A 19,740-nucleotide genomic window follows, 5' to 3' on the forward strand; every position below is an offset into this window, starting at 1 on the left:
CCCGAATCTTAGTCCTAAGCTGCGCATCCCTGTCGTTTCAGCTTCTGGATAACCCGAATATGCATCCCGCTTCCCCTCCTGCTCCCCTCGACGGCGCCGCGCCCGGCGCGGCCGGCGCCGACGCCCGCTGGCCGGCCATCGGCGCGCTCGCGCTCGGCGTGTTCGGCCTGGTGACCGCCGAATTCCTGCCGGCCAGCCTGCTGACCGCGATGGCCCGGGACCTGCACGTGAGCGACGGCGCGGCCGGCCAGGCGGTCACCGCCACCGCGCTGGTCGGCGCCGTGGCCGCGCCGACGATCCCGCTGCTGACCCGCAACCTCGACCGCCGCGCGGTCATGCTGGCGCTGACCGTGCTGCTGCTGGCGTCCAACGCGCTGTCGGCCACGGCCGCGAGCCTGCCGGCGCTGCTGGCCGCGCGCGTGGTGCTGGGCGTGGCGCTGGGCGGCTTCTGGTCGATGGCCGGGGCGCTGGCGATGCGACTGGTGCCGGCGCACCGGCTGGCGCGGGCGATGGCGCTGATCTTCACCGGCGTGTCGGTGGCCACCGTCTGTGCCGCGCCGATCGGCGCCGGCATGGGTGCGCTGTGGGGCTGGCGCAGCGCCTTCGCCGCCGCCGGCGCGGTCAGCGTGGCGACGCTGGCGGTGCAGCTGCTGACGCTGCCGGCCCTGCCGCCGCGCGACCGGCCCGACCTGCGGGTGCTGGGACAGCTGCTGCGCCGCCCCGCCGTGCGCGCGGCGCTGCTGGCGGTGCTGCTGGTCATCTCGGGCCACTTTGCCGGCTTCACCTATGTCCGGCCGCTGATGGAGCAGGTGACGCACCTGCCGGTGGGCGCGGTCTCGGCGGTGCTGCTGGCCTACGGCATCGGCGGCTTCTTCGGCAACCTGGCGGGCGGCGCGATCGCCGGGCGCAGCGAGCGCAACGCCATCGTGGCCGGCGCCGCGGCCATCGCCGTGCTGGCCGCCGTGCTGCTGGCCGCCGGCACCTCGGCCTGGGCGGCGGCCGTGGCGATCACGCTCTGGGGCTTCGCCTTCGGCGGGCTGCCGGTCGCCTTCCAGACCTGGATCGTGCGTGCGGCGCCGGACCAGGCCGAGGGCGCGGGCGGCCTGCTGGTGGCGGCCTTCCAAGTCGCCATCGCCAGCGGCGCCGTCGGCGGCGGCCTGCTGGTGGACCGCATCGGCGCGCTCGGCGGCCCGGCCTTCGCGGTGGTGGCGCTCACCGCCGGCGCGCTGCTGGCGCTGCGCCACGGGCCGAGGCCGGACGCCGGTTCAGCGCGGCGCTGAGGAGGGCTCCCACACATCGGGCGTGGTGGCGACCAGCGACTTCAGGTCGGTCCACCGTGCTGCACCGGGCACCTCGCGGCCGCCGGTGACGGCCACCTTCGCGAACGCCAGCATGCGCTCGCGCAGCCGGGCTTTTTCCGACTCCGGCCAGGTCTCGATCGAATGCGGGCCGCGCGCGACCACGATCTCGCGCGCGCCGCGGATGCGGTCGTAGGCGGCCACGGTGCCTTCGAGCGTCTCGGCCCGGTCCCACAGGCCCTTGCCGAAGAAGGCCGCGGGCCAGCGCTGCATGCCGGCCAGCGGCGCGGAGTTGGGATAGAACAGGATGTGGTGGTCGGCCGCCATGCCGCCGAGGAACAGGTTGCGGTCGGCCAGGTCGGGCGCATCGGGCAGGTAGCCCGCACCGCTGGCGAACGACGACAGCAGGATCGCGCCGCGGATGTTGGTCAGCCCCTTGGCCGGCGTGCAGACGGGCTGCGGCATGTCGTAGCTGCACGACGCCACGAAGTTCTTCGTCATCGCCCAGGCGGTGGACATCGAGCCGCGCGAATAGCCGGCCAGCAGCAGCGGCACCTGCGTGGCCCGCTCGCCGCCCAGCAGTTGGCCCGCGGCCTGCGCGCCCGCGAGCAGCCGGCCCTGCGGTGTGAGGATGCGCAGGCCGTTTCCGCCGTCGAGCTGCGCGAGTACGCGGAACACGTCCTCGCCCTGCTCCAGCGTGTTGGTGTCGCTGAAGCCGCCGGAGATGCCCTCGCCGCGCCGGTCGTAGGCCAGCACGTCGAAGCCCGCGGCGTTCAGTGCATGCAGGTTCTCGCGGTACCAGCGCTGGCCCATGGTCTCGGTCGTGGCGTTGGGAAACCTGTTGTCCACCGCGCGGCCGGTGGCCGGGTCGATGCGGTAGGGTTTCTCGTCCGGATGCTGGATGGCGGTGAGCTGGCCGCCGCCGCCCGGCGCGAAGATCACCAGCGCGCGCATGCGGCCGCCGCGCCCGTCGTCCACGCCGGCGCCCTGGAGGTACCAGCCGCGCAACCTGATGTCGCCGGTCATCTTCAGGTCCAGCCGTTCGAAGGCGTCGTGCGGCACGGTGAATTCGACGATGGAGGTACGGGCATCGGCGTCGGCGATGCCCTCGGCGTACGGCGCACGCGAAAAGAAGCCGGGGCGGCGGATCCGCGCCAGGTCGGCGTGCGGGCTGTCGGCGTCGATGCGGCCGGTGGGATCGACCGTGCCGGTGGTGCGCGGCGAGCGCGCCTTGTTCGGGGGCAGCCAGCGCTGCATCTGCGCATCGACGCGGGCCAAACAGGCCGCATCCACCTTGCATTCGGCCCAGCGCCGCCTGAGCTTTGCATCGCTGAATTCATCGACGAAGTAGTCGCCGCGGTAGCCGGCCGGGCGCCGGTTGGCATTGACCAGCAGCGGCACGCAGGCCGTGCCGCCGCCGGCCTGCGGCAGGCGGTAGCCGGGCAGTTCGCGGTTGCGGTCGGAGCCGACAAGCGCAGTGCAGTCGGTCGGCGGCGCGGCCATGCGCTGCGCCTGTGCTTCGTCGGGCCGCGGTATGGCGCAGGCCGCCAGCAGCAGCGCGGCGGCCAGGGTGGTGGGCAGCCGCATGCCCATCATTCCACGGTGATGTGGTTGGCCTTGACGAGCGCGCCCCAGCGGTCGATCTGCCCGGCCAGGAAGTCCCGGAACTCGCGCGGCGTGTTGCCCACCGGCTCGATGCCAAGGCCGGCGAGGCGCTTGCGCACGTCGGCGTTCCTGGTCGCGTCGCGCACGGCGGCCGAGAGCCTGTCCACGGCGGCCTGCGGCGTGCCGCGCGGCACGAAGAAGCCGTTCCACTCGATGACCTCGAAGTCCTTGAAGCCGGACTCCTTTACCGTCGGCACGTCGGGCAGCGCGGCCATGCGCTGCGAACCGGTGGTGGCCAGCGCCCGTAGGCGGCCGGCCTGCACATAGCCCAGGCCCGAGACCGGATTGGCGAAATAGGCCGACACCTGGCCCGCGAGCAGGTCGGTGATGGCTGGCGCGCCGCCCTTGTAGGGCACGTGCACCCAGTCGATGCCGGCCTCGCGGCGCAGCAGCTCGGCGGCGAGGTGGGCCGCGCCGCCCGCGCCGTAGGAGGCGTAGTTGAGCTTGCCCGGATGGGCGCGCGCATAGTCCAGCAACCCTTGCAGTGTGGTGTACGGCGCCTGCGCCGGCACGACCAGGATGTTGGGCATGTTGATCGCCTGCGAGACCGGTACCAGGTCCTTGACCGGATCGAACGGCAGCTTGCGCAGCACGGCGTTGACGGCGTACGGAAAGGTGTCGAACAGCAGCGTGTAGCCATCGGCCGGCGCCGCCAGCACGGCCTGCGCGGCCAGCACGCCGCTGGCGCCCGGCTTGTTCTCGATGACGACCGGCTGGCCCAGCGCGGCGGACATGGCCGGCGCCAGCAGCCGGGCGTTGGCGTCGGCGCCGCCGCCGGCCGCATAGGGCACGATCACGCGGACCGGCCGCGCGGGAAAGACCTGCGCGCGCGCCAGGCCCGGCAGGGTGGCCGCGGCGGCCGTGGCCATGCCGGCCGCGACCAGCTGCCGGCGGGAGGGATGGGATGGTTGGCTGTGCATGGTTGTCTCCTTCTCGTGGGTGGATGCAATGATGCGCCCGGCGCCTGCCGGACAATGCCGGCTCATCTCTGGATGGGTGGCCGCCGCCCGGCCGCCATGGATGCCGCATGAAGCTTCAGTTCCTGCAAACCCTGGCGGCCGTGCTGCAGCACGGATCGTTCGCCGCCGCCGCCAAGGACGTGAACCTCACGGCCAGCGCCGTCGGTCTGCAGATGCGGCAGCTCGAAGATTTCTTCGGCCAGCCGCTGTTCGACCGCTCGGCCCGCCAGGTGCGGCCCACGCCGTTCGCGCACGAGATCGCCGGCACGCTGGCCCAGGCGGTCGATGCGCTCGAAGCGCTGCGCAGCCGCCGCGACGGCCCGGCGCTCACCGGCCGGCTGCGGCTGGGGACGGTGGAGTCGGCCCAGGTCACGCTGCTGCCGGCGGCCCTGCAGGTTTTGCGCGAGCAGGGGCCTGCTTTGCAGTTCGCCATCTCGCGTGGCACGTCGTCCGCGCTGCTCGACGAGGTCAAGGCCGGCCGCATCGACGCGGCCGTGCTGGTGCGGCCGCAGTCCGGTGGCTCGCGCCGGCTGGCCTGGACGCCGCTGGCGCGCGAGACCATGGTGCTGATCGCACCGCCCGACGCGCGGCCTGCGCCGCCGGTGGAGATGCTGCGCCGCTACGACTGGATCCGCATGGATCTGGAGACGACCGGCGGGCGCATCGCCGCGCAGTACGTGCACCGCATCGCCCCGCGGATGCGCTGCGCCTTCGACCTGCCGGGCAGCGAATCCATCGCCGCGATGGTGTCGGCCGGGCTCGGCGTCTCGGTCGTGCCGGCGCTGCGGCAGGAGCTGCTCCAGGCCTATCCGGTGCTGCAGGTGCCGCTGGGCAAGGGCGCGCCGATACGCCATCTGGCGCTGGTCTGCCGGCACGCCGACGCCGACGGCCGGCTGATGCGCGCCGTGGTCGAAGCGTTCCGCGCAGCCGCGCACCGCCGCTTCGGCGCAGATGCGGTCGCAGCGGCAGACCCCCGCCATCGCGTCCGGCAGCGTCAGAACCCGTAGAGCCGCGCCGGGTTGTCCACCAGGATGCGGCGGCGCACCTCGGCGTGCGGCACCCGGGCGGCCCAGCGGTCGAGCAGCGCCGCGTCGTCGGGCACGCGGCCGCGCTCGGTGGGATGCGGCCAGTCGCTGCCCCAGACCAGGCGGTCGGGCGCCTCGCGCAGCCAGGCCGCGGCCACGGCCGCCCGGCTGTCGGGCTCGCCGGCCGGGGCCGGGTCGAGGTAGGCGCCGGACATCTTGATCCAGGCGCGGCCTTCGGCCAGCAGCTCGGCCACGATGCCGAAAGCAGGGTGATCCGGGCCTTGTGGATGCGGCAGCCGCGCCAGGTGGTCGAACACCATCGGGCACGGCAGGCGGCGCAGCAGCGCGGCATGCTCGACGATCTGGTCGCCGCGCCAGTGCAGCTGCACATGCCAGCCCAGCGGCGCGATGCGCGCGGCCAGCGGCTCGACCATGCCGAAGCGCGTGACCGCGCTGGCCGGATCGAACAGCGTGAAGCGGATGCCGCGCACGCCGCCGTCGTCGAGGCGGCGCAGCGTCGCCTCGTCCACGTCCGGGTGCAGCACCGCCACACCGCGCGTGCGCTCGCGGCCCAGCCGGACGATGGCGTCGAGCGTGACCGTGTTGTCGGTGCCGTAGACCGTGGGCGTGACGACCACGGCGCGCTGCGTGCCAAGCCGGGCCTGCAGCAGCCGGTAATCGCCGGCCGTCGCGTCGTCGAGCACACGGGCCGGGTCGCCGATGCTGGCGAAGCGCCGGTCGTAGATATGGATGTGCGCGTCGCAGGCCAGCGGCGGCACCGCGCACTGCGGTGCGGCGCTGCCTGCGCTGTGGGGCACGGTGAAGGTCATGCAGCCTCCCGCTGCGCATCGGCCAGCGCGCGGACCTCCGCATCGTGCTGGCCCAGCGCCGGCGCGGCGAAGGGCTGCGGCCCCGGCGTGCGGCCGAAGGTCATGGCGCGCGAGAAGCCGCGGTAGCTGCCAGCCACGGGGTGGTCGAAGCGGGCCACCATGTCCTCGGCCTGCACCTGCGGACAGTCGAACATGTCCTCCACCGTGCGGGCGGCGGCGCAGGGCACCTCGTCGCCGCAGATGTCCTCCCACTCCAGCGCGCTGCGCGCGGCCAGTGCCGCATGCAGCCGCGGCACGATCTCGGCATGGTGCCGGGCGCGCTTGCGCACCGTGTCGTAGCGGTCGCCGTCGAGCAGCTCGGCGAGCCCGGTCTTCTCGCACAGCGCCTGCCAGAAGTGCGGGGTGTTGGCCGAGATGTAGATCCAGCCCGCGCGCGTCGGGTGGATGCCGGTGATGCCGCCCGAACGCATGTCGCGCCCCACCTCGCGCCGCTCGCTGTCGGCCCAGACCAGCCGCGCCGATTGCATCGCCAGCGCCGAGCGCAGCAGCGACACGCCGACTTGCTGGCCCGCGCCGCTCTTCTCGCGCTCGTAGAGCGCCGAGGACACGGCAGCAGCGATCAGCGAGGCGGCGTAGTAGTCCACCACCGAGCCGTAGAGGATCTGCGGCGCCGCGCCCGCCGGCGCCTGCATGGCGCACATGCCGGTCATCGTCTGCAGCACCTGGTCGTAGCCGGCACGCTGGCGCAGCGGCCCTTTGTCGCCATAACCGGTCACCGCGCAGTAGACGAGCCGCGGATTGATGGCCGCGAGCGCTTCGTAGCCGATGCCCAGGCGCTCCGGCACGCCGGGGCGGAAGTTGTGGACCAGCACGTCGGACTGCTGCACCAGGCGGTGCAGCACGGCCAGGTCTTCGGGCTGCTTCAAGTCCAGCACGGCGCCGCGCTTGCTGCGGTTGACGCCCAGGAAGGCGCGGCTTTCCTCGGCCAGCGTGGACGGGTACCTGCGCAGGTTGTCGCCGGCGGGCGGCTCGATCTTGAGCACCTCGGCGCCTTGGTCGGCCAGCAGCGCGCAGCCGTAGGGGCCGGCGATGTAGGCGCTCAGATCGAGCACGCGCACGCCGGCCAGCGGGCCGGCAGCGGAAGAGGAAGGGGTCGTGGTCATAGGAAAACGGAGTCAGACAAGACCCAGGCGCTGGGCTGCGGCAACGATGGCGCGGGCGCGCAGCAGGAAGGGCGCATCGACCATGCGGCCGTCGACCGTCCAGGCACCGCGGCCGTCCTGCGCCGCTTCCTCGACCGAGGCCACGACGCGCAGGGCGTGCGCGACCTCCTCGTCGGTCGGGCGGAACACCGCATTGGCCAGCGCGACCTGGCTCGGGTGGATGCAGCTTTTGCCGATGAAGCCCAGGTCGCGCGCCATCGCGGCCTCGGCGCGGCAGCCGTCGGCATCGCGGATGTCGGCGAACGCGCCGTCGCAGGCGAACACGCCGGCCTCGGCCGCGGCCATGCGCACGGCGAACAGCACGCGGTGCACGTTGGCCGCGTCGCGCCGGCGGATGCCGAAGGGCTCGAACAGGTCGCCCAGGCCGACCTGCAAGCCGGCAACGCGCGGATGCGCCGCGGCCAGCGCGGCGGCCTCGCGCAGGGCGCGCGGCGTCTCGATGTTGAGCAGCAGGCCCACGGGCTGTGCGACGCCGTGGCGGCGCTCGGCCGCTTCCAACGCCTCGGCCGCGGCAACGACATCCGCCGGCGTCTCGGGCTTGGGCAGGTTCAGCAGCGTGAGGCCCGGGCGCACCACGGCGTCGATGTCGGCCGCGAAGTGGGGACCATCGAGCGGATTGACGCGCACCACGATGGTCCTGGCCGACGCACCGGTGCGCTCCAGCCAGCCGCCCAGCACGGCGCGCGCCTCGGCCTTGCGGTCCGCGACGACGGAATCCTCCAGGTCGAACGACAGCGCATCGGCCTCGCCGGCCAGGGCCTTGGGGAACAGCTCCGGCCGCGAGCCGGGCACAAAGAGCTTGCTGCGCATGGCGATCATCGGCAGCCCCTCCTCACAGCGGCACGGCACGGGCACGGCCGTCGTGCCGCGCCGGGCGTGCGCGCCGGTGCCCGGTTTCGGCCCGGGCCGGCGGGACTGGCGCGGCCGAGCCCGGCAGGCCGCGGCGCATCAGCACGTACTTGCGCAGGCGCACGCCCGGCTGCTGCCCGTAGCGCAGCAGCGGCAGGTGTGCGTCGAAGAGGTCGCGGGCCTTCCTGCACTGTGCCGCCTGTGCCAGCCGCACCAGGTTGTCGATGCGGCCGTCGTCGAGGAACGGCGTGGGAGCGACCGGGTAGACGCCGCGGGCGTCGCGGATCGATGGGGCGGGCATGGCTGGCTGTCTCCTCGGCAAGGCGCGATGCGTTCGCTGCCATTGTGGCGGCCGGCCGCCGGGCGATTGCCAAGAAAAGCTTGGGGCTCGATCGACGAAACATCGTCGAAGCCACGCGCTCGTCTGCATAGGATCGCCAGCGACAGCCACGGAGACAACCTATCTATGCACAAGCTTTCCTTGCGGCCCCGCGCGGCCGGCCGCATCGCGCTGGCCGCCGCCAGCCTGGCCCTGACGGTCTGCACCGCCGTGGCCCAGCAGCCCGCGGCCTACCCCTCGCGCGCCGTGACGCTCGTCGTCGGCAGCGCGCCCGGCGGCTCCAACGACGTGTTCGCGCGCGCCATCGGCAGGCGTCTGCAGGATGCACTAGGCCAGCCCTTCGTGGTGGACAACAAGCCCTCGGGCGGCGGCGTGACGGCCAACGCGGCCGTGGCGCGCGTCGCAGCCGACGGCTACACGCTGGCCGTCGTGTCGTCCACCTTCACCACGGGCGCGGCCATCCGCACCAACCTGCCCTACGACGCGCTCAAGGACTTCAAGCCCGTGGCCCTGCTCGCGCGCGGGCCGCTGCTGGTCACGGTGAACAAGGACACGCCGTACAAGACCGTGTAGGACCTCGTCGCCGCAGCCAAGGCCCAGCCCGGCCGCATCGGCTACGGCACCTCGGGTGCCGGCAGCATCAACCACTTCGCGACCGAACTGTTCGCCGACGCGGCCGACCTGAAGCTGCTGCACGTGCCCTACAAGGGCATGGGCCCGGCCACCAGCGACCTGCTCGGCGGGCAGATCCAGGTGCTGGTGGCGAGTGCGCCGTCGATCCTGTCGCAGGTGCGCGCCGGCCGCGTGCACGCGCTGGCGGTGACGACCGGAAAGCGCTCGCCGGTCGCGCCCGACCTGCCGTCGCTGGAGGAGTCGGGCTACAAGGGCAGCGCCGTGGACCTGTGGTGGGGCGTGCTCGCGCCGGCCAACACGCCGCAGCCGGTGGTGGATCGCCTCAACGCCGAGATCGCGCGCCAGCTGCAGTCCGAGGAGATGCGCGGCTTCTTCCTGCGCGAAGGCGCCGAGCCCGCGACGCTGAAGCCGGCCGAGTTCTCGCGCTACATCGCCGACGAGATCGGGCGTTGGAAGGCGGTGGCGAAGAAGTCGGGTATTCAGCCGGAGTGATTCGGCCGTGGTGCGGCGGCTATTCCGTCGCCCGCTGCTCGAAGCCGCCGAACGGCGGCACCGGCTCGGCGGCGTCCGCGACTTCGACCCGATCCACCCGGGCCTGCGGCGGCCCGCGCCGGGCCCAGGCGATCAGCTGCTCCACCCTCGCTCGCGGACCGGCAGCCACGGCCTCGACGCTGCCGTCGGCGCGGTTGCGCACCCAGCCATGCAGGCCGAGGGCGCGGGCCTGCCGAACGGCCGAGGCGCGGTAGCAGACGCCCTGCACCCGGCCGTGGATGCGCAGCTGGCGGCAGATGCGGTCGTCGTCGATATCAGCGGCTGAGGCCATGGCCGCCACTGTAAGCCGGCCGGCCTTTTCAGGGCAGGGCAGTGGCTTCCTCGCGCGGCAGCAATGCGTCGAGGCGCACGCGCACCGATTGCGCACGGTCGCTGTCGGCCGCCTCCTCGATGCGCTGCAGCAGCTCGTCGGCCACACGCAGCATCTCGGCCCGGTCGCGTGCATTGCGCAGGCGGTCGCGCAGTGCCGCGGCCAGGGCCGGGTCGCGCCGGGCGAAGAAGCGCTCGCAGAGGTCGAACAGGAACATGCGCGCCGCAGCCAGCGAGCGCCTGCCGCCGAAGGCATCGGCGGCGGTCGCCACGGGGATCGCCGGCGGGGGCGGGGGCGGCGACGCGGCGGGCATGGCCTGAGGCTCGGCTTGAAGATAGCCGCGCTCGACCAGACTGGCCAGCATGGCGGCACAGTCGCCCTTGCTCCAGGCGGCCGCGATGTCGTCGGCCGTGCGGCTGCCGTCGGCCAGGAACAGCACGCTGCGCTCCGCCAGCGTCAGCGTGCGGACGTTGGAGCGGATCTCGAGCGTGGCTTTGTCGGTGCGGAGCAGACGCATGGCCGCCCGATTGGACCCTGCGAAGGTGACAGGCGCATGGCATCTGCGCCGACTGCGTCGGCCTGCGCTGACAGGCGGCCCCTGCGTTGGCCGGCACCGGGGGCCTTGCGGCGGCGTTGGGATGGCCGCAGCCCAACACCTCAATTCCACGGAGTCGATACCATGGTTTCGCCCGCAGCCCCTCCTGCCTTTTCTCCTTCCGAGCCCGCCGGCCTGGCCGTGACACGGCGTCCGCTCGCGGTCGTGACCGGAGCCTCCTCCGGCATCGGCCGCGAGCTGGCCCTGCTGGCCGCCGACCACGGCTACGACCTGGTGGTCGCGGCCGACACCCCGCTTTTCGACACCACGGCCGAGCTCTCGGCCCGCGGCGCGCAGGTGGAGGCGGTGCAGACCGACCTGGCCAGCCCCGGCGGTGTGGACCGGCTGCTGGAAGCGCTCGACGGCCGCCCGGTCGATGCGCTGCTGGCCAACGCCGGCCACGGCCTGGGCCACGCCTTCCTCGACCAGGACTTCGAGGAGGTGCTGCACGTGATCAACACCAACATCACCGGCACCGTCTACTTGGTCCAGAAGGTGGGACTGCAGATGCGCGCGCGGCGCAGCGGGCGCATCCTCGTCACCGGCTCGATCGCGGGCTTCCAGCCCGGCAGCTTCCAGGCGGTCTACAACGGCACCAAGGCATTCATCGATTCGTTCGTGGCCGCGATCCGCAACGAGAACAAGGACGCCGGCTTCACCATCACCTGCCTGATGCCCGGCGTGACCGACACCGCATTCTTCGCGCGCGCCGGCATGCTCGACACCAAGATCGGCACGACCGACAAGCAGATGGACCCGGCCGAGGTCGCGCGCATCGGTTTCCAGGCCATGCAGGATGGCGAGGCCGACGTGGTGGCCGGCCTGAAGAACAAGGCGATGGTGGCGATGAGCAAGGTGCTGCCGTCGCAGGTCGTGGCCGAGCAGCACCGCCGCATGGCCGAACCGGGGACCGCGAAGACGTGAGCCCGCAGCAGCGCAGCAGCGCAGCGCAGGCCCGCACGGCCCTGCTGATCATCGACATGATCAGCTGCTGGGACTTCGAGGATGCCGACCGGCTCCTGCCCGGCGCGCTGCGGGTGACGCCGCACATCGCCGCGCTCAAGGCCCGCTGCCGCCGCGCCGGCGTGCCGGTGGTCTATGCCAACGACAACCGCGGCCGCTGGCGCTCGCACTTCACCGCGCTGGTGGAAGAATCGATCGCCGCCAGCACTCCGGCCGCGCGCATCACCCAGGCGCTGATGCCGCAGGAGGACGACTACTTCGTGCTCAAGCCGCAGCTCTCGGCCTTCTTCGGCACGCCGCTGGAGCTGCTGCTGGCGCACCTCGGCGTGCACCGCCTGATCGTGACCGGCGTGGCCAGCGACCAGTGTGTGCTGCATACCGTGGCCGATGCGCGCATGCGCGATTTCGACTGCGTGGTGCCGCGCGACTGCGTGGCGTCGCAGACCGCGCGGCGCAACGACGCGGTGCTCATGCAGGTCGAGGAAACGCACAAGCTCAAGACCACGCCGGGCAGCCGCATCGTGCTCGCCGCGCCTTCCCGACGGCGGCGCGCGGCCGCGAGCACCGTTGGGATGCCGGGCGACTGAAACAAGGCCCTGGCGCGTCCGGCGGTAGCATCGCGTATGCCGCGCAACGAGAGAAAAGCATACCCCTGGCAGGATGGTCGGTACAGCGCCCGCGGATCGCCCGCGTTCAGCCTCTACACTCCCCAGTATTTCATCAGTTTGGAGGCCAGCGCATGACGCGCTGGGCCGTCATCGACTTCGAGACCACCGGACTGTCCCCCCTGAACGGCGACCGCGCCACCGAGGTGGCGATCGTCATCGTCGACGAGGACGCGGTGGTCGGCCGCTTCCAGAGCCTGATGAATGCCGGCGTGGCCATCCCGCCGTTCATCGAATCGCTGACCGGCATCAGCAACGCGATGGTGGCCGCCGCGCCGCCGGCGGCCGAAGTGATGGCCGAGGCCGCGCGCTTCGTCGGCACGGTGCCGCTGGTGGCCCACAACGCCGCGTTCGACCGCCGCTTTTGGAATGCCGAGCTGGCGCTGGGCGGGCAGCGCGCCACGCCGGTACCGTTCGCCTGCACGCTGCTGCTGTCGCGCCGCATCTACCCGCAGGCGCCGAGCCACAAGCTCGGCGCGCTGGCCGACTACCATCGGCTGCCGGCCACCGGCCGGGCCCACCGGGCGCTGGCCGATGCCGAGATGGCCGCCGCGCTGCTGGTGCGCATCCGGCGCGACCTGCAGTCGCGCTACGGCATCGAGCCGCCCTGCCACGACCTGCTGGTCAGCCTGCAGGAGGCCCAGAGGCGCGGGCTGGAGACGGCGCTGCACCGGCACCTGCAGGCCCGTGCGCGGGCTGCCGCCTAGAGGAACATTCCGCCGGAGGCCTCGACGCGCTGGCCGTTGATCCAGCCGGCATCGCCCGACAGCAGCGCGACCACCGCGCCGCCGATGTCGTCGGGCAAGCCGACGCGGCCCAGCGCCGTCTGGGCCGCGATGGCCCGGTTGACGGCCGGGTTGTCGCGCACCTCGCCGCCGCGGAAATCGGTCTCGATGGCGCCGGGCGCCAGCGTGTTGACGCGGATGCCGCGCGCGCCCAGCTCCCTGGCCTGGTAGCGGCTCAGCACCTCGACTGCGCCCTTGACCGCCGCATAGGCCGCGTAGCCCGGCAGCGCGAAGCGGGTGAGCCCGCTCGACACGTTGAGGATGCGCGCGCCGTCGGCCAGCAGCGGCAGCAGCGCCTGCGTCAAAAAGAACGGGCCCTTGAGGTGCACGGCGACCAGGGCATCGAAGTCCTGCTCGGTGGTTTCGGCGAACGGCGCCGTCAGGCCGAAGCCGCCGTTGTTGAGCAGCGCGTCCAGCGGCCGGCCCCCGCAGCCGGCGCAGTTCGGCCGCGAAGGCCGGGAACGTGGAGGTCTGGCCGGCGTCGAGCCGCAGCGCGTGGCCCTGGCGGCCGAGCCGGGTGATCTCGTCGACCACGGCGCCGGCTTCGCCGGCACGGCTGCGGAAGGTCACGACCACGTCCCAGCCGACGCGGGCCAGGTGCAGCGCGGCATGGCGGCCGAGGCCGCGGCTGCCGCCGGTGACGAGGGCGATGCAGGGGGAGGAAACGGTGCTGGCAGTCATGGTGAACTCCTTGTGGACAACTTTGGGGACAACAAGGGCGACTGTATTGCGTGGCGCCATGTGCATAAACCACCCACAATCGGAATAACTGTTCAACCATCCCGACCAATATGCTGTTCCCACCGGCCGAGCCGCCCGCCACCGCCACGCCGGCGCCGCAAGACCTGCGCATCTTTCTGCGCGTGGCCGACCTGGCCAGCTTCACCGCGGCGGCCCAGCAGCTGGGCCTGCCGCGCGCGACCGTCTCGACCGCCGTGCAGCGGCTGGAGAACCGCGTCGGGGCGCGCCTTCTGCAGCGCACCACGCGGCGCGTGGTGCTGACGCCGGACGGCGAGGCCTTCGCCCAGCGCAGCCGCGAAGTGCTGGCCGACCTGGACGAACTGGGCGCACTGTTCCAGGCCCAGCCGGCGCAGATCGCCGGCCGGCTGCGGGTGGACATGCCGCTGGCCACGGCGCGCGAGCTGGTGCTGCCCCGGCTGCCGGCCTTCCTCGACCGCTATCCGGGCCTGACGGTCGAGCTCGGCAGCACCGACCGCCGCGTGGACCCGGTGCGCGAGGGCTACGACGCCGTCGTGCGCGTGGGCCCGCTGGCCACCGAGCACCTGGTGGCCCGGCGCATCGCGCGCTACGAGATGGTCAATCTGGTCAGCGCCGGCTACGTGCGGCGCCATGGCATGCCGCGGACGCTGGACGACCTGGCCGGCCACCGGCTGGTGCACTACCAGCCCAACCTCGGCGAGCGCGCCGTCGGCGTCGAGTACCGCGACCCGGCGACCGGCGAGACGCGCTTCGCCGAGATGGCCGGCAGCGTCACCGTCAACAACAGCGACGCCTACATGGCCGCCTGCCATGCCGGGCTCGGCATCGTGCAGGTGCCGCTGTCCGCCCCCGCGCGCGCGGCGCTGGCGTCCGGCGAACTGGTCGCGCTGCTCGACGCGCTGCGGCCGGCGCCGATGCCGGTGACCGTGCTGTACCCGCACCACCGCCACCTGCCGCGGCGGGTGCGCGTCTTCATCGACTGGATCGCCGAAATCTTTCGATGACTTCCCCCCCAAGCCGCTTCGCGGCTCCCCCCTTCTCTCGCTGCGCGGGAAGGGGGGCAACGCCAGCGCGGCGGGGCGGCCCTTGCGCGGCGTCCGCGCGCTTCGGCCGTCGTGGCATGGCGTGCCGCGCCCCCAGCCCGCCTTTGGCCTTTGAAACACCCGCAGACGGCGGGCCCGCCAGGCGCTGCCGATAATCGACGCAACCCGCCACAGGATGCCCCGCCGTGACCGACCTGACCGCCCTCCCGTTCTCCAACCCCTACCGCCACGGCTTCGCGCGCCTGGCCGTAGCCGTGCCGCGCAACCGCGTGGCCGACCCGGCGTTCAACGCGGCCGAGACGATCCGCCTCTACCACGAGGCGGCGGGGCAGGGCGCGGTCGTGGTCGCGTTCCCCGAGCTGGGCCTGTCGGCCTACAGCTGCGAGGACCTGTTCCACCAGGCCGCGCTGCTCGACGCGAGCGAGGCCGCGCTGCTCCAGGTGGCCGAGGCCACGCGCGGCGTGCCGGCGGCCGCCATCGTCGGCCTGCCGCTGCGGGTGGACCACCGCCTGTTCAACTGCGCGGCCGTCGTGGCCGGCGGCAGGGTGCTCGGCGTGCAGCCCAAGACCTACCTGCCGAATTACGGCGAGTTCTACGAAGGCCGGCAGTTCAACGGCGCGGGGAGCGCATTGGCGACCGAGGTCGCGATCGGCGGCGCGTCCGTGCCCTTCGGCACCGACCTGCTGTTCCAGGCGCGCGACCTGCCGCTGCTGACGATCCATGCCGAGATCTGCGAGGACGTCTGGGTGCCGATCCCGCCGAGCAGCTACGCGGCGCTCGCGGGCGCGACGGTGCTGGTCAACCTGTCGGCCTCCAACATCACCGTGGGCAAGTCGGCCTACCGCCACCAGCTCGTGGCGCTGCAGTCGGCGCGCTGCCTGGCGGCCTATCTCTACACCTCCGCCGGCATCGGCGAATCGACGACCGACCTGGCCTGGGACGGCCAGGCGCTGATCTACGAATCCGGCGAGCTGCTGGCCGAGACGGCGCGCTTCTCCAACGTGTCGCACGTCGCCATCGCCGATGCCGACCTGGAGCGCCTCTCGCGCGAGCGCATGCGGCAGAACTCCTACGGCGTCTCGGTCGAGAAGCACAAGGCCGCGCTCTCGGGCTGGCGCACGGTGCCGTTCGACCTGGCCGTGCCGCAGCGCGTGCCGGGTGGCCTGCAGCGCCGGGTCGAGCGCTTTCCGTATGTGCCGGCCGACGCGGCCACGCGCGACGAGCGCTGCCGCGAGGTGTTTAACATCCAGGTGCAGTCGCTGGTGCAGCGGCTGGAATCGACCGGCATCGACAAGGTGGTGATCGGCGTCTCGGGCGGGCTTGACTCCACCCACGCGCTGCTGGTGCTGGCCCAGGCGATGGACCGGCTCGGCAAGCCGCGCAGCCACATCCTCGGCTTCACCATGCCGGGCTTCGCAACCAGCGGGCGCACCTTGCAGCAAGCGCACCGGCTGATGGAGGCCATCGGCTGCACCGCGCGCGAGATCGACATCCGCCCGAGCTGCCTGCAGATGCTGCAGGACATCGGCCACCCGTTCCACGACGGCAAGCCGGTCTACGACATCACCTTCGAGAACGTGCAGGCCGGCGAGCGCACCAGCCACCTGTTCCGGCTGGCCAACTTCCACTCGGGAATAGTCGCCGGCACCGGCGACCTGAGCGAACTCGCGCTCGGCTGGTGCACCTACGGTGTGGGCGACCACATGTCGCACTACAACGTCAATGCCAGCGTGCCCAAGACGCTCATCAAGCACCTGGTCGGCTGGGTGGCGCAGCAGGACATCCTGGGCGCGGCCGGCAGCGCCGTGCTGCGCGACATCGTCGCCACCGAGGTGAGCCCCGAGCTGGTGCCGCAGGATGCCAAGGTGCAGGGCGCCGAGCCGGCGCAGAAGACGGAAGACGCGATCGGCCCCTACGAGCTGCAGGACTTCCACCTCTACTACATCCTGCGCTACGGCTTCCGGCCCAGCAAGGTGGCCTACTTGGCGCTCGCGGCCTGGGGCGACCGCGGCAGCGGCGTGTGGCCCGGCGACCTGCCGGCGCACAACGAATACACGCTGGGCCAGATTAAGAAACACCTGGGCACCTTCCTCTGGCGCTTCTTCAAGACCAGCCAGTTCAAGCGCAGCTGCGTGCCCAACGCGCCCAAGGTCGGCTCGGGCGGATCGCTCTCGCCGCGCGGCGACTGGCGGGCGCCGAGCGATTCGGAGGCGGCGGTGTGGATCGCGGAGCTGGGACAGGTGCCGGACTGAAGTCGGCGGATCGAATGCCGCGCGTTCTGTCGCAATTCGTGGTTTCGCGACACTTCATGTGTTGCGAGAGCCTCCTGCGACATGTACCGCAACCGCCGATCAGGTCGAACGCCAGAAACAGGAAAATCGTTCGACGCCAGGGTACAGCTCTCCCCGCGAAGTGACCGCAAAACCGCAACTCCGGTAGAACGGCACGGCGCCCGAATGCGTTTGCGCATCCAACTCCTCGAGCCCCTTGATATCGCGGACCCGCTCGATCAGGCGCCGCCCGATGCCGGCTCGCTCCAACGATGGCGAAACCGCGATGTGCAGGATCCGGCAGCGTGCCGGGGATCGAAATTCGATACCGATGACGCCGACCGGCAGTTCCGCGTCGAAGATCGCAAAGGCGCGGTATGCAGGATCCGACGAATACCTGCTCGCGATACTCCCGAGCTTTTCGGTCGTCGGATAGCCGACGGCGCGGGAAAGTATTTCCTGCATGGCTTGTTCATGCAATCGGTTGGAGACGTCCTTGATCGTCATAGTCATAGTGATGGCAACAAGAGGCGGAGCCTGGCAATGATCGCCGGGAACACGATATTCCATGAATATAGGCACAGGCCCCTCGGTGACATTCGGCTACTCTCAGAAACCGGCTGGGGTTTCTCCTGCCACGCGGCGGAACGGCTGCTGCCCCGTGCGGTGACTTCCCGATTGAAAGAATGACCGTTCGGTTATAAAAAAGTCGGTCCAGTCCCATAACCATTCCAACAATGATCGCCACGACCCCACCGCCGGCCCGCGAAGGCAGCTTCAAGGCCCGCATGCACCAGCAGCGCGAGGAGGCGCTGGTCCATGCCGCCAGCCGCCTGCTCGGCGAGAAGGGCTTCGACGCTATGACCGTGGACGACGTGGCCTATGCCGTCGGCATCGCCAAGGCCAGCCTGTACAAGCACTTTCCCGGCAAGGACGAGCTGTGCGCCGCGGCCATGGCCCACATCGCGCGGCGCATGGACGCCTTTGTGCGCAGCCTCGACGACGGCCGCCCGGCCATCGAGCGGCTGTGGGCGCTGGTGCGCCGTTCGCTGGAACTGCAGCTCGACGACGCGATGCCGCTGCTGCCCAGCCGCAACTCCAGCCTGCGCGAGCCGCTCGCGGCCTGCGAGGACTACCAGAGCGCCCTGGCCGCGGTGAACCAGCGCGTGCTCGGCTGGATCGCCGAGGCCCAGGCCAGCGGTCACCTCGCCGCCGGCTGGCCGGCCGAGGTGGTGCTTTGCGCCATCCATGCGCGCTCGGCCGACCCGATGCTGGAGCTGCTGCAGTCCACCGGCCGCTACGCGCGCGAAGAGATCGTCGAGCGCGTGCTGGTCACCTGCTTCGACGGCCTGAAGGCGCGGTGACCTCGGCGCCGCATGCCCGGCCCGCCCAGGGCGCCGCCTGCGTGCCGCGAGGGCACGCAGCGCAGCGCAAGAGAGGGGGAGCGGAGAAGCCGCTCGGGAGGTTTGTCTCTTACCTCACCAGCAGCACCGGCACCTTGCTGCGCGCAAGCACCTGGTTGGTCACCGAGCCCAGCACCAGCGTGCCGAGCGCGCCGTGGCCGTGCGAGCCCATGACCAGCAGGTCGTACCTGCAGCCGTCGGCCGTCTTGGCGATCGTCTCGCCGGCGTTGCCGACCTTGGTGATGACCTTGGCCTCGATGCCGTGGCGGGCCAGGAACTTCACCACCGGGTTGACCACTTTGGCGGCCTCGTCGGCATAGTAGCTCTCGACCACCTCCTTGCCGAGGGCGCCGCGGGCGCGGTTGGGCAGCGCGGACTGCACGTTCAGCACGGTATAGGTGTTGTTGTCGGCTGCGAGCAGGGCGTCGTGGGCTGCCAGGTACGCCAGCATCTTCTTGGTGTATGCGCTGCCGTCGATGGCGAGGAGGATGTTGCTCATGGAAGGATGCTCCTGGGTTTTCGGGGGAACGCCTTCAGCGTAAGGCCGAAGGCCGGGCGGCGGCTTGATGCAGGTCAAGACCGGTGCCGCGGGGTGCGCCGGCCGGCGGTGTGGGGCTGCGCGGCACCTCGACCAGGCGATGCATGTCGAAGCCGGACCGCTCGCCCTTGGCGGCATAGCCCAGCGGGTTGGCGACCACCCGGCAGGACCGGCCGCCTACGGTGTCGACCGTGTAGTCGATGTGGCAGTGCAGGTGGCCGTGCAGCCAGAGGTCGGCCAAAGGCAGCAGCCCGTCGAGCGCATTGCAGAAGCCAGCCGTGCCTGGCACCAGGCCGTAGCGCGGATCGGCGCTGCGCAGGCTGGGCGCGAAGTGGGTGACGGCCACCGTCGGGCCGCCGAAGGGCCGCGCCAGGGCGTCGCGCAGCCAAGCCTGGCAGGCCAGCGACTCGGCGCGCACCGCTTCGGACAGCATCGGCGCGCCGCCGCGCGTGGTGCCCGTCTTCTCCAGGTAGTAGTCGGCCGCGCGGAAGGCCTTGCCACGGGCGCGCAACTGGCGCGCGGGCGGCTCGCGCACGGCCAGGGCGTCGAAGTCGCTCCAAAGCGTGGTGCCGATGAAGCGCACGCCATCGGTCTCCAGGGATGCACGGTCCAGCCAGACCATGCCGAGCCGGTCGCAGGTGCGGCGCAGGCGGGCGGCGGCTTCGTCGAAATCCTGGCCGTCGTATTCGTGGTTGCCCGGCAGGTAGAGCACCGGCACCGGCCAGCCGGCGTACTGCGGCAGCGGCGAGAAGCGCGCCAGCCCGAAATCCCCGTCCGTCAGCAGCGAACCCGACTGGTAGGAGCCGATGTCGCCGGCCAGCACCAGCAGGTCGGCGCCAGCGGCCGGCTCGGCAGTGAAGTCGGGCTGGGTTTCGAGATGGAGGTCGGACAGGAGTTGCAGGCGCATGGATCGGCCACGCAAACGCAATGCGCCGCGACGGGCGTCAGCATTTGTTAGATGGAGGGGTATAAGCCTTGTGCACCGATAATAGGCTTATATTGGAAACTTATCCCCAGGAGTATGAGGGAAGGCCGCGCTGGATTGCGGCGCGCTCCATACCCCGGGCCCGCAGC

At 71.8% G+C, this 19,740-nt stretch carries 19 protein-coding genes and 2 pseudogenes; 9 read left to right on the forward strand and 12 right to left on the reverse strand.

The window, feature by feature from the left end:
* Positions 1–59: 59 nt before the first annotated feature.
* Positions 60–1,280, forward strand: coding sequence for an MFS transporter (locus GAK38_RS00460; RefSeq protein WP_325340457.1), 1,221 nt, complete (start codon positions 60–62; stop codon positions 1,278–1,280).
* Here the strand turns inward: GAK38_RS00460 and GAK38_RS00465 are convergent.
* Complete coding sequence (locus GAK38_RS00465) at positions 1,266–2,885, reverse strand: hypothetical protein (protein WP_443089137.1); 1,620 nt, start codon at positions 2,883–2,885, stop codon at positions 1,266–1,268. The genes GAK38_RS00460 and GAK38_RS00465 overlap by 15 nt on opposite strands.
* Before the next feature lie 5 nt (positions 2,886–2,890).
* Positions 2,891–3,883, reverse strand: a complete 993-nt coding sequence (locus tag GAK38_RS00470) for a Bug family tripartite tricarboxylate transporter substrate binding protein (protein ID WP_325340459.1) — start codon at positions 3,881–3,883, stop codon at positions 2,891–2,893.
* 107 nt (positions 3,884–3,990) lie between these two features.
* Here GAK38_RS00470 and GAK38_RS00475 point away from each other — a divergent pair, with 107 nt between their 5' ends.
* On the forward strand, positions 3,991–4,929 hold the full coding sequence (locus GAK38_RS00475) for a LysR family transcriptional regulator (RefSeq protein ID WP_325340460.1): 939 nt from the start codon (positions 3,991–3,993) through the stop codon (positions 4,927–4,929).
* On the opposite strand, the gene GAK38_RS00480 is transcribed toward GAK38_RS00475, so the two are convergent.
* The 4 genes from GAK38_RS00480 to GAK38_RS00495 are packed head-to-tail and all read right to left on the reverse strand — an operon-like array spanning position 4,917 to position 8,150.
* Entirely contained in the window at positions 4,917–5,777 is an 861-nt protein-coding gene (locus GAK38_RS00480) for an amidohydrolase family protein (protein ID WP_325340462.1), read from the reverse strand. The genes GAK38_RS00475 and GAK38_RS00480 overlap by 13 nt on opposite strands.
* Positions 5,774–6,940 (reverse strand): CaiB/BaiF CoA transferase family protein, encoded by a 1,167-nt coding sequence (locus tag GAK38_RS00485; protein WP_325340464.1) that lies wholly within the window; start codon positions 6,938–6,940, stop codon positions 5,774–5,776. Before GAK38_RS00485 ends, GAK38_RS00480 begins: the two co-directional genes overlap by 4 nt.
* Before the next feature lie 12 nt (positions 6,941–6,952).
* Positions 6,953–7,810, reverse strand: coding sequence for an HpcH/HpaI aldolase/citrate lyase family protein (locus GAK38_RS00490; protein ID WP_325340876.1), 858 nt, complete (start codon positions 7,808–7,810; stop codon positions 6,953–6,955).
* Between the two features lie 22 nt (positions 7,811–7,832).
* On the reverse strand, positions 7,833–8,150 hold the full coding sequence (locus GAK38_RS00495; protein WP_325340466.1) for a hypothetical protein: 318 nt from the start codon (positions 8,148–8,150) through the stop codon (positions 7,833–7,835).
* 165 nt (positions 8,151–8,315) lie between these two features.
* Here GAK38_RS00495 and GAK38_RS00500 point away from each other — a divergent pair.
* Positions 8,316–9,314 (forward strand): annotated as a pseudogene (locus GAK38_RS00500) (Bug family tripartite tricarboxylate transporter substrate binding protein).
* A 19-nt stretch (positions 9,315–9,333) separates the two neighbouring features.
* Here the strand turns inward: GAK38_RS00500 and GAK38_RS00505 are convergent.
* Together GAK38_RS00505 and GAK38_RS00510 are read right to left on the reverse strand one after the other, a co-directional pair.
* Entirely contained in the window at positions 9,334–9,645 is a 312-nt protein-coding gene (locus GAK38_RS00505; RefSeq protein WP_325340468.1) for an acylphosphatase, read from the reverse strand.
* 28 nt (positions 9,646–9,673) lie between these two features.
* Complete coding sequence (locus GAK38_RS00510; RefSeq protein ID WP_325340470.1) at positions 9,674–10,201, reverse strand: hypothetical protein; 528 nt, start codon at positions 10,199–10,201, stop codon at positions 9,674–9,676.
* Between the two features lie 213 nt (positions 10,202–10,414).
* On the opposite strand from GAK38_RS00510, the gene GAK38_RS00515 reads away from it, so the two are divergent.
* The 3 genes from GAK38_RS00515 (at position 10,415) to GAK38_RS00525 (ending at position 12,614) form a co-directional block, all read left to right on the forward strand.
* Positions 10,415–11,203, forward strand: a complete 789-nt coding sequence (locus GAK38_RS00515; RefSeq protein WP_325340878.1) for an SDR family NAD(P)-dependent oxidoreductase — start codon at positions 10,415–10,417, stop codon at positions 11,201–11,203.
* Positions 11,200–11,829 carry a cysteine hydrolase family protein gene (locus GAK38_RS00520; protein WP_325340472.1) on the forward strand — a complete coding sequence of 210 codons (630 nt, stop codon included), beginning with the start codon at positions 11,200–11,202 and terminating at the stop codon, positions 11,827–11,829. The genes GAK38_RS00515 and GAK38_RS00520 overlap by 4 nt, the downstream gene beginning before the upstream one ends.
* A 152-nt stretch (positions 11,830–11,981) precedes the next feature.
* On the forward strand, positions 11,982–12,614 hold the full coding sequence (locus GAK38_RS00525) for a 3'-5' exonuclease (protein ID WP_325340473.1): 633 nt from the start codon (positions 11,982–11,984) through the stop codon (positions 12,612–12,614).
* On the opposite strand, the pseudogene GAK38_RS00530 reads toward GAK38_RS00525, so the two are convergent.
* A pseudogene (locus GAK38_RS00530) lies at positions 12,611–13,373 on the reverse strand (SDR family NAD(P)-dependent oxidoreductase). The gene GAK38_RS00525 and the pseudogene GAK38_RS00530 sit on opposite strands and share 4 nt — an antisense overlap.
* Before the next feature lie 110 nt (positions 13,374–13,483).
* Between GAK38_RS00530 and GAK38_RS00535 the strand changes: the two are divergent.
* Both GAK38_RS00535 and GAK38_RS00540 read left to right on the forward strand, forming a co-directional pair.
* Entirely contained in the window at positions 13,484–14,416 is a 933-nt protein-coding gene (locus GAK38_RS00535; protein ID WP_325340474.1) for a LysR family transcriptional regulator, read from the forward strand.
* A 224-nt stretch (positions 14,417–14,640) separates the two neighbouring features.
* Positions 14,641–16,707, forward strand: a complete 2,067-nt coding sequence (locus tag GAK38_RS00540) for an NAD(+) synthase (RefSeq protein ID WP_325340475.1) — start codon at positions 14,641–14,643, stop codon at positions 16,705–16,707.
* A gap of 99 nt (positions 16,708–16,806) precedes the next feature.
* Here the strand turns inward: GAK38_RS00540 and GAK38_RS00545 are convergent, their stop codons facing one another.
* A complete protein-coding gene (locus tag GAK38_RS00545) occupies positions 16,807–17,232 on the reverse strand; it encodes a GNAT family N-acetyltransferase (protein WP_325340477.1) in 426 nt (141 codons plus the stop codon).
* Between the two features lie 230 nt (positions 17,233–17,462).
* Between GAK38_RS00545 and GAK38_RS00550 the strand changes: the two genes are divergently transcribed.
* Positions 17,463–18,089 carry a TetR/AcrR family transcriptional regulator gene (locus tag GAK38_RS00550; protein WP_325340479.1) on the forward strand — a complete coding sequence of 209 codons (627 nt, stop codon included), beginning with the start codon at positions 17,463–17,465 and terminating at the stop codon, positions 18,087–18,089.
* A 109-nt stretch (positions 18,090–18,198) separates the two neighbouring features.
* On the opposite strand, the gene GAK38_RS00555 is transcribed toward GAK38_RS00550, so the two are convergent.
* Both GAK38_RS00555 and GAK38_RS00560 read right to left on the reverse strand, forming a co-directional pair.
* Positions 18,199–18,627: a universal stress protein gene (locus tag GAK38_RS00555; RefSeq protein WP_325340481.1), complete on the reverse strand. Its 429-nt coding sequence runs from the start codon at positions 18,625–18,627 to the stop codon at positions 18,199–18,201.
* 34 nt (positions 18,628–18,661) lie between these two features.
* Positions 18,662–19,573, reverse strand: a complete 912-nt coding sequence (locus GAK38_RS00560) for a metallophosphoesterase (protein ID WP_325340484.1) — start codon at positions 19,571–19,573, stop codon at positions 18,662–18,664.
* Positions 19,574–19,740: the final 167 nt, after the last annotated feature.

The organism is Xylophilus sp., from assembly GCA_009914555.1.
Classification (GTDB): Bacteria; Pseudomonadota; Gammaproteobacteria; order Burkholderiales; family Burkholderiaceae_C; genus WNDY01.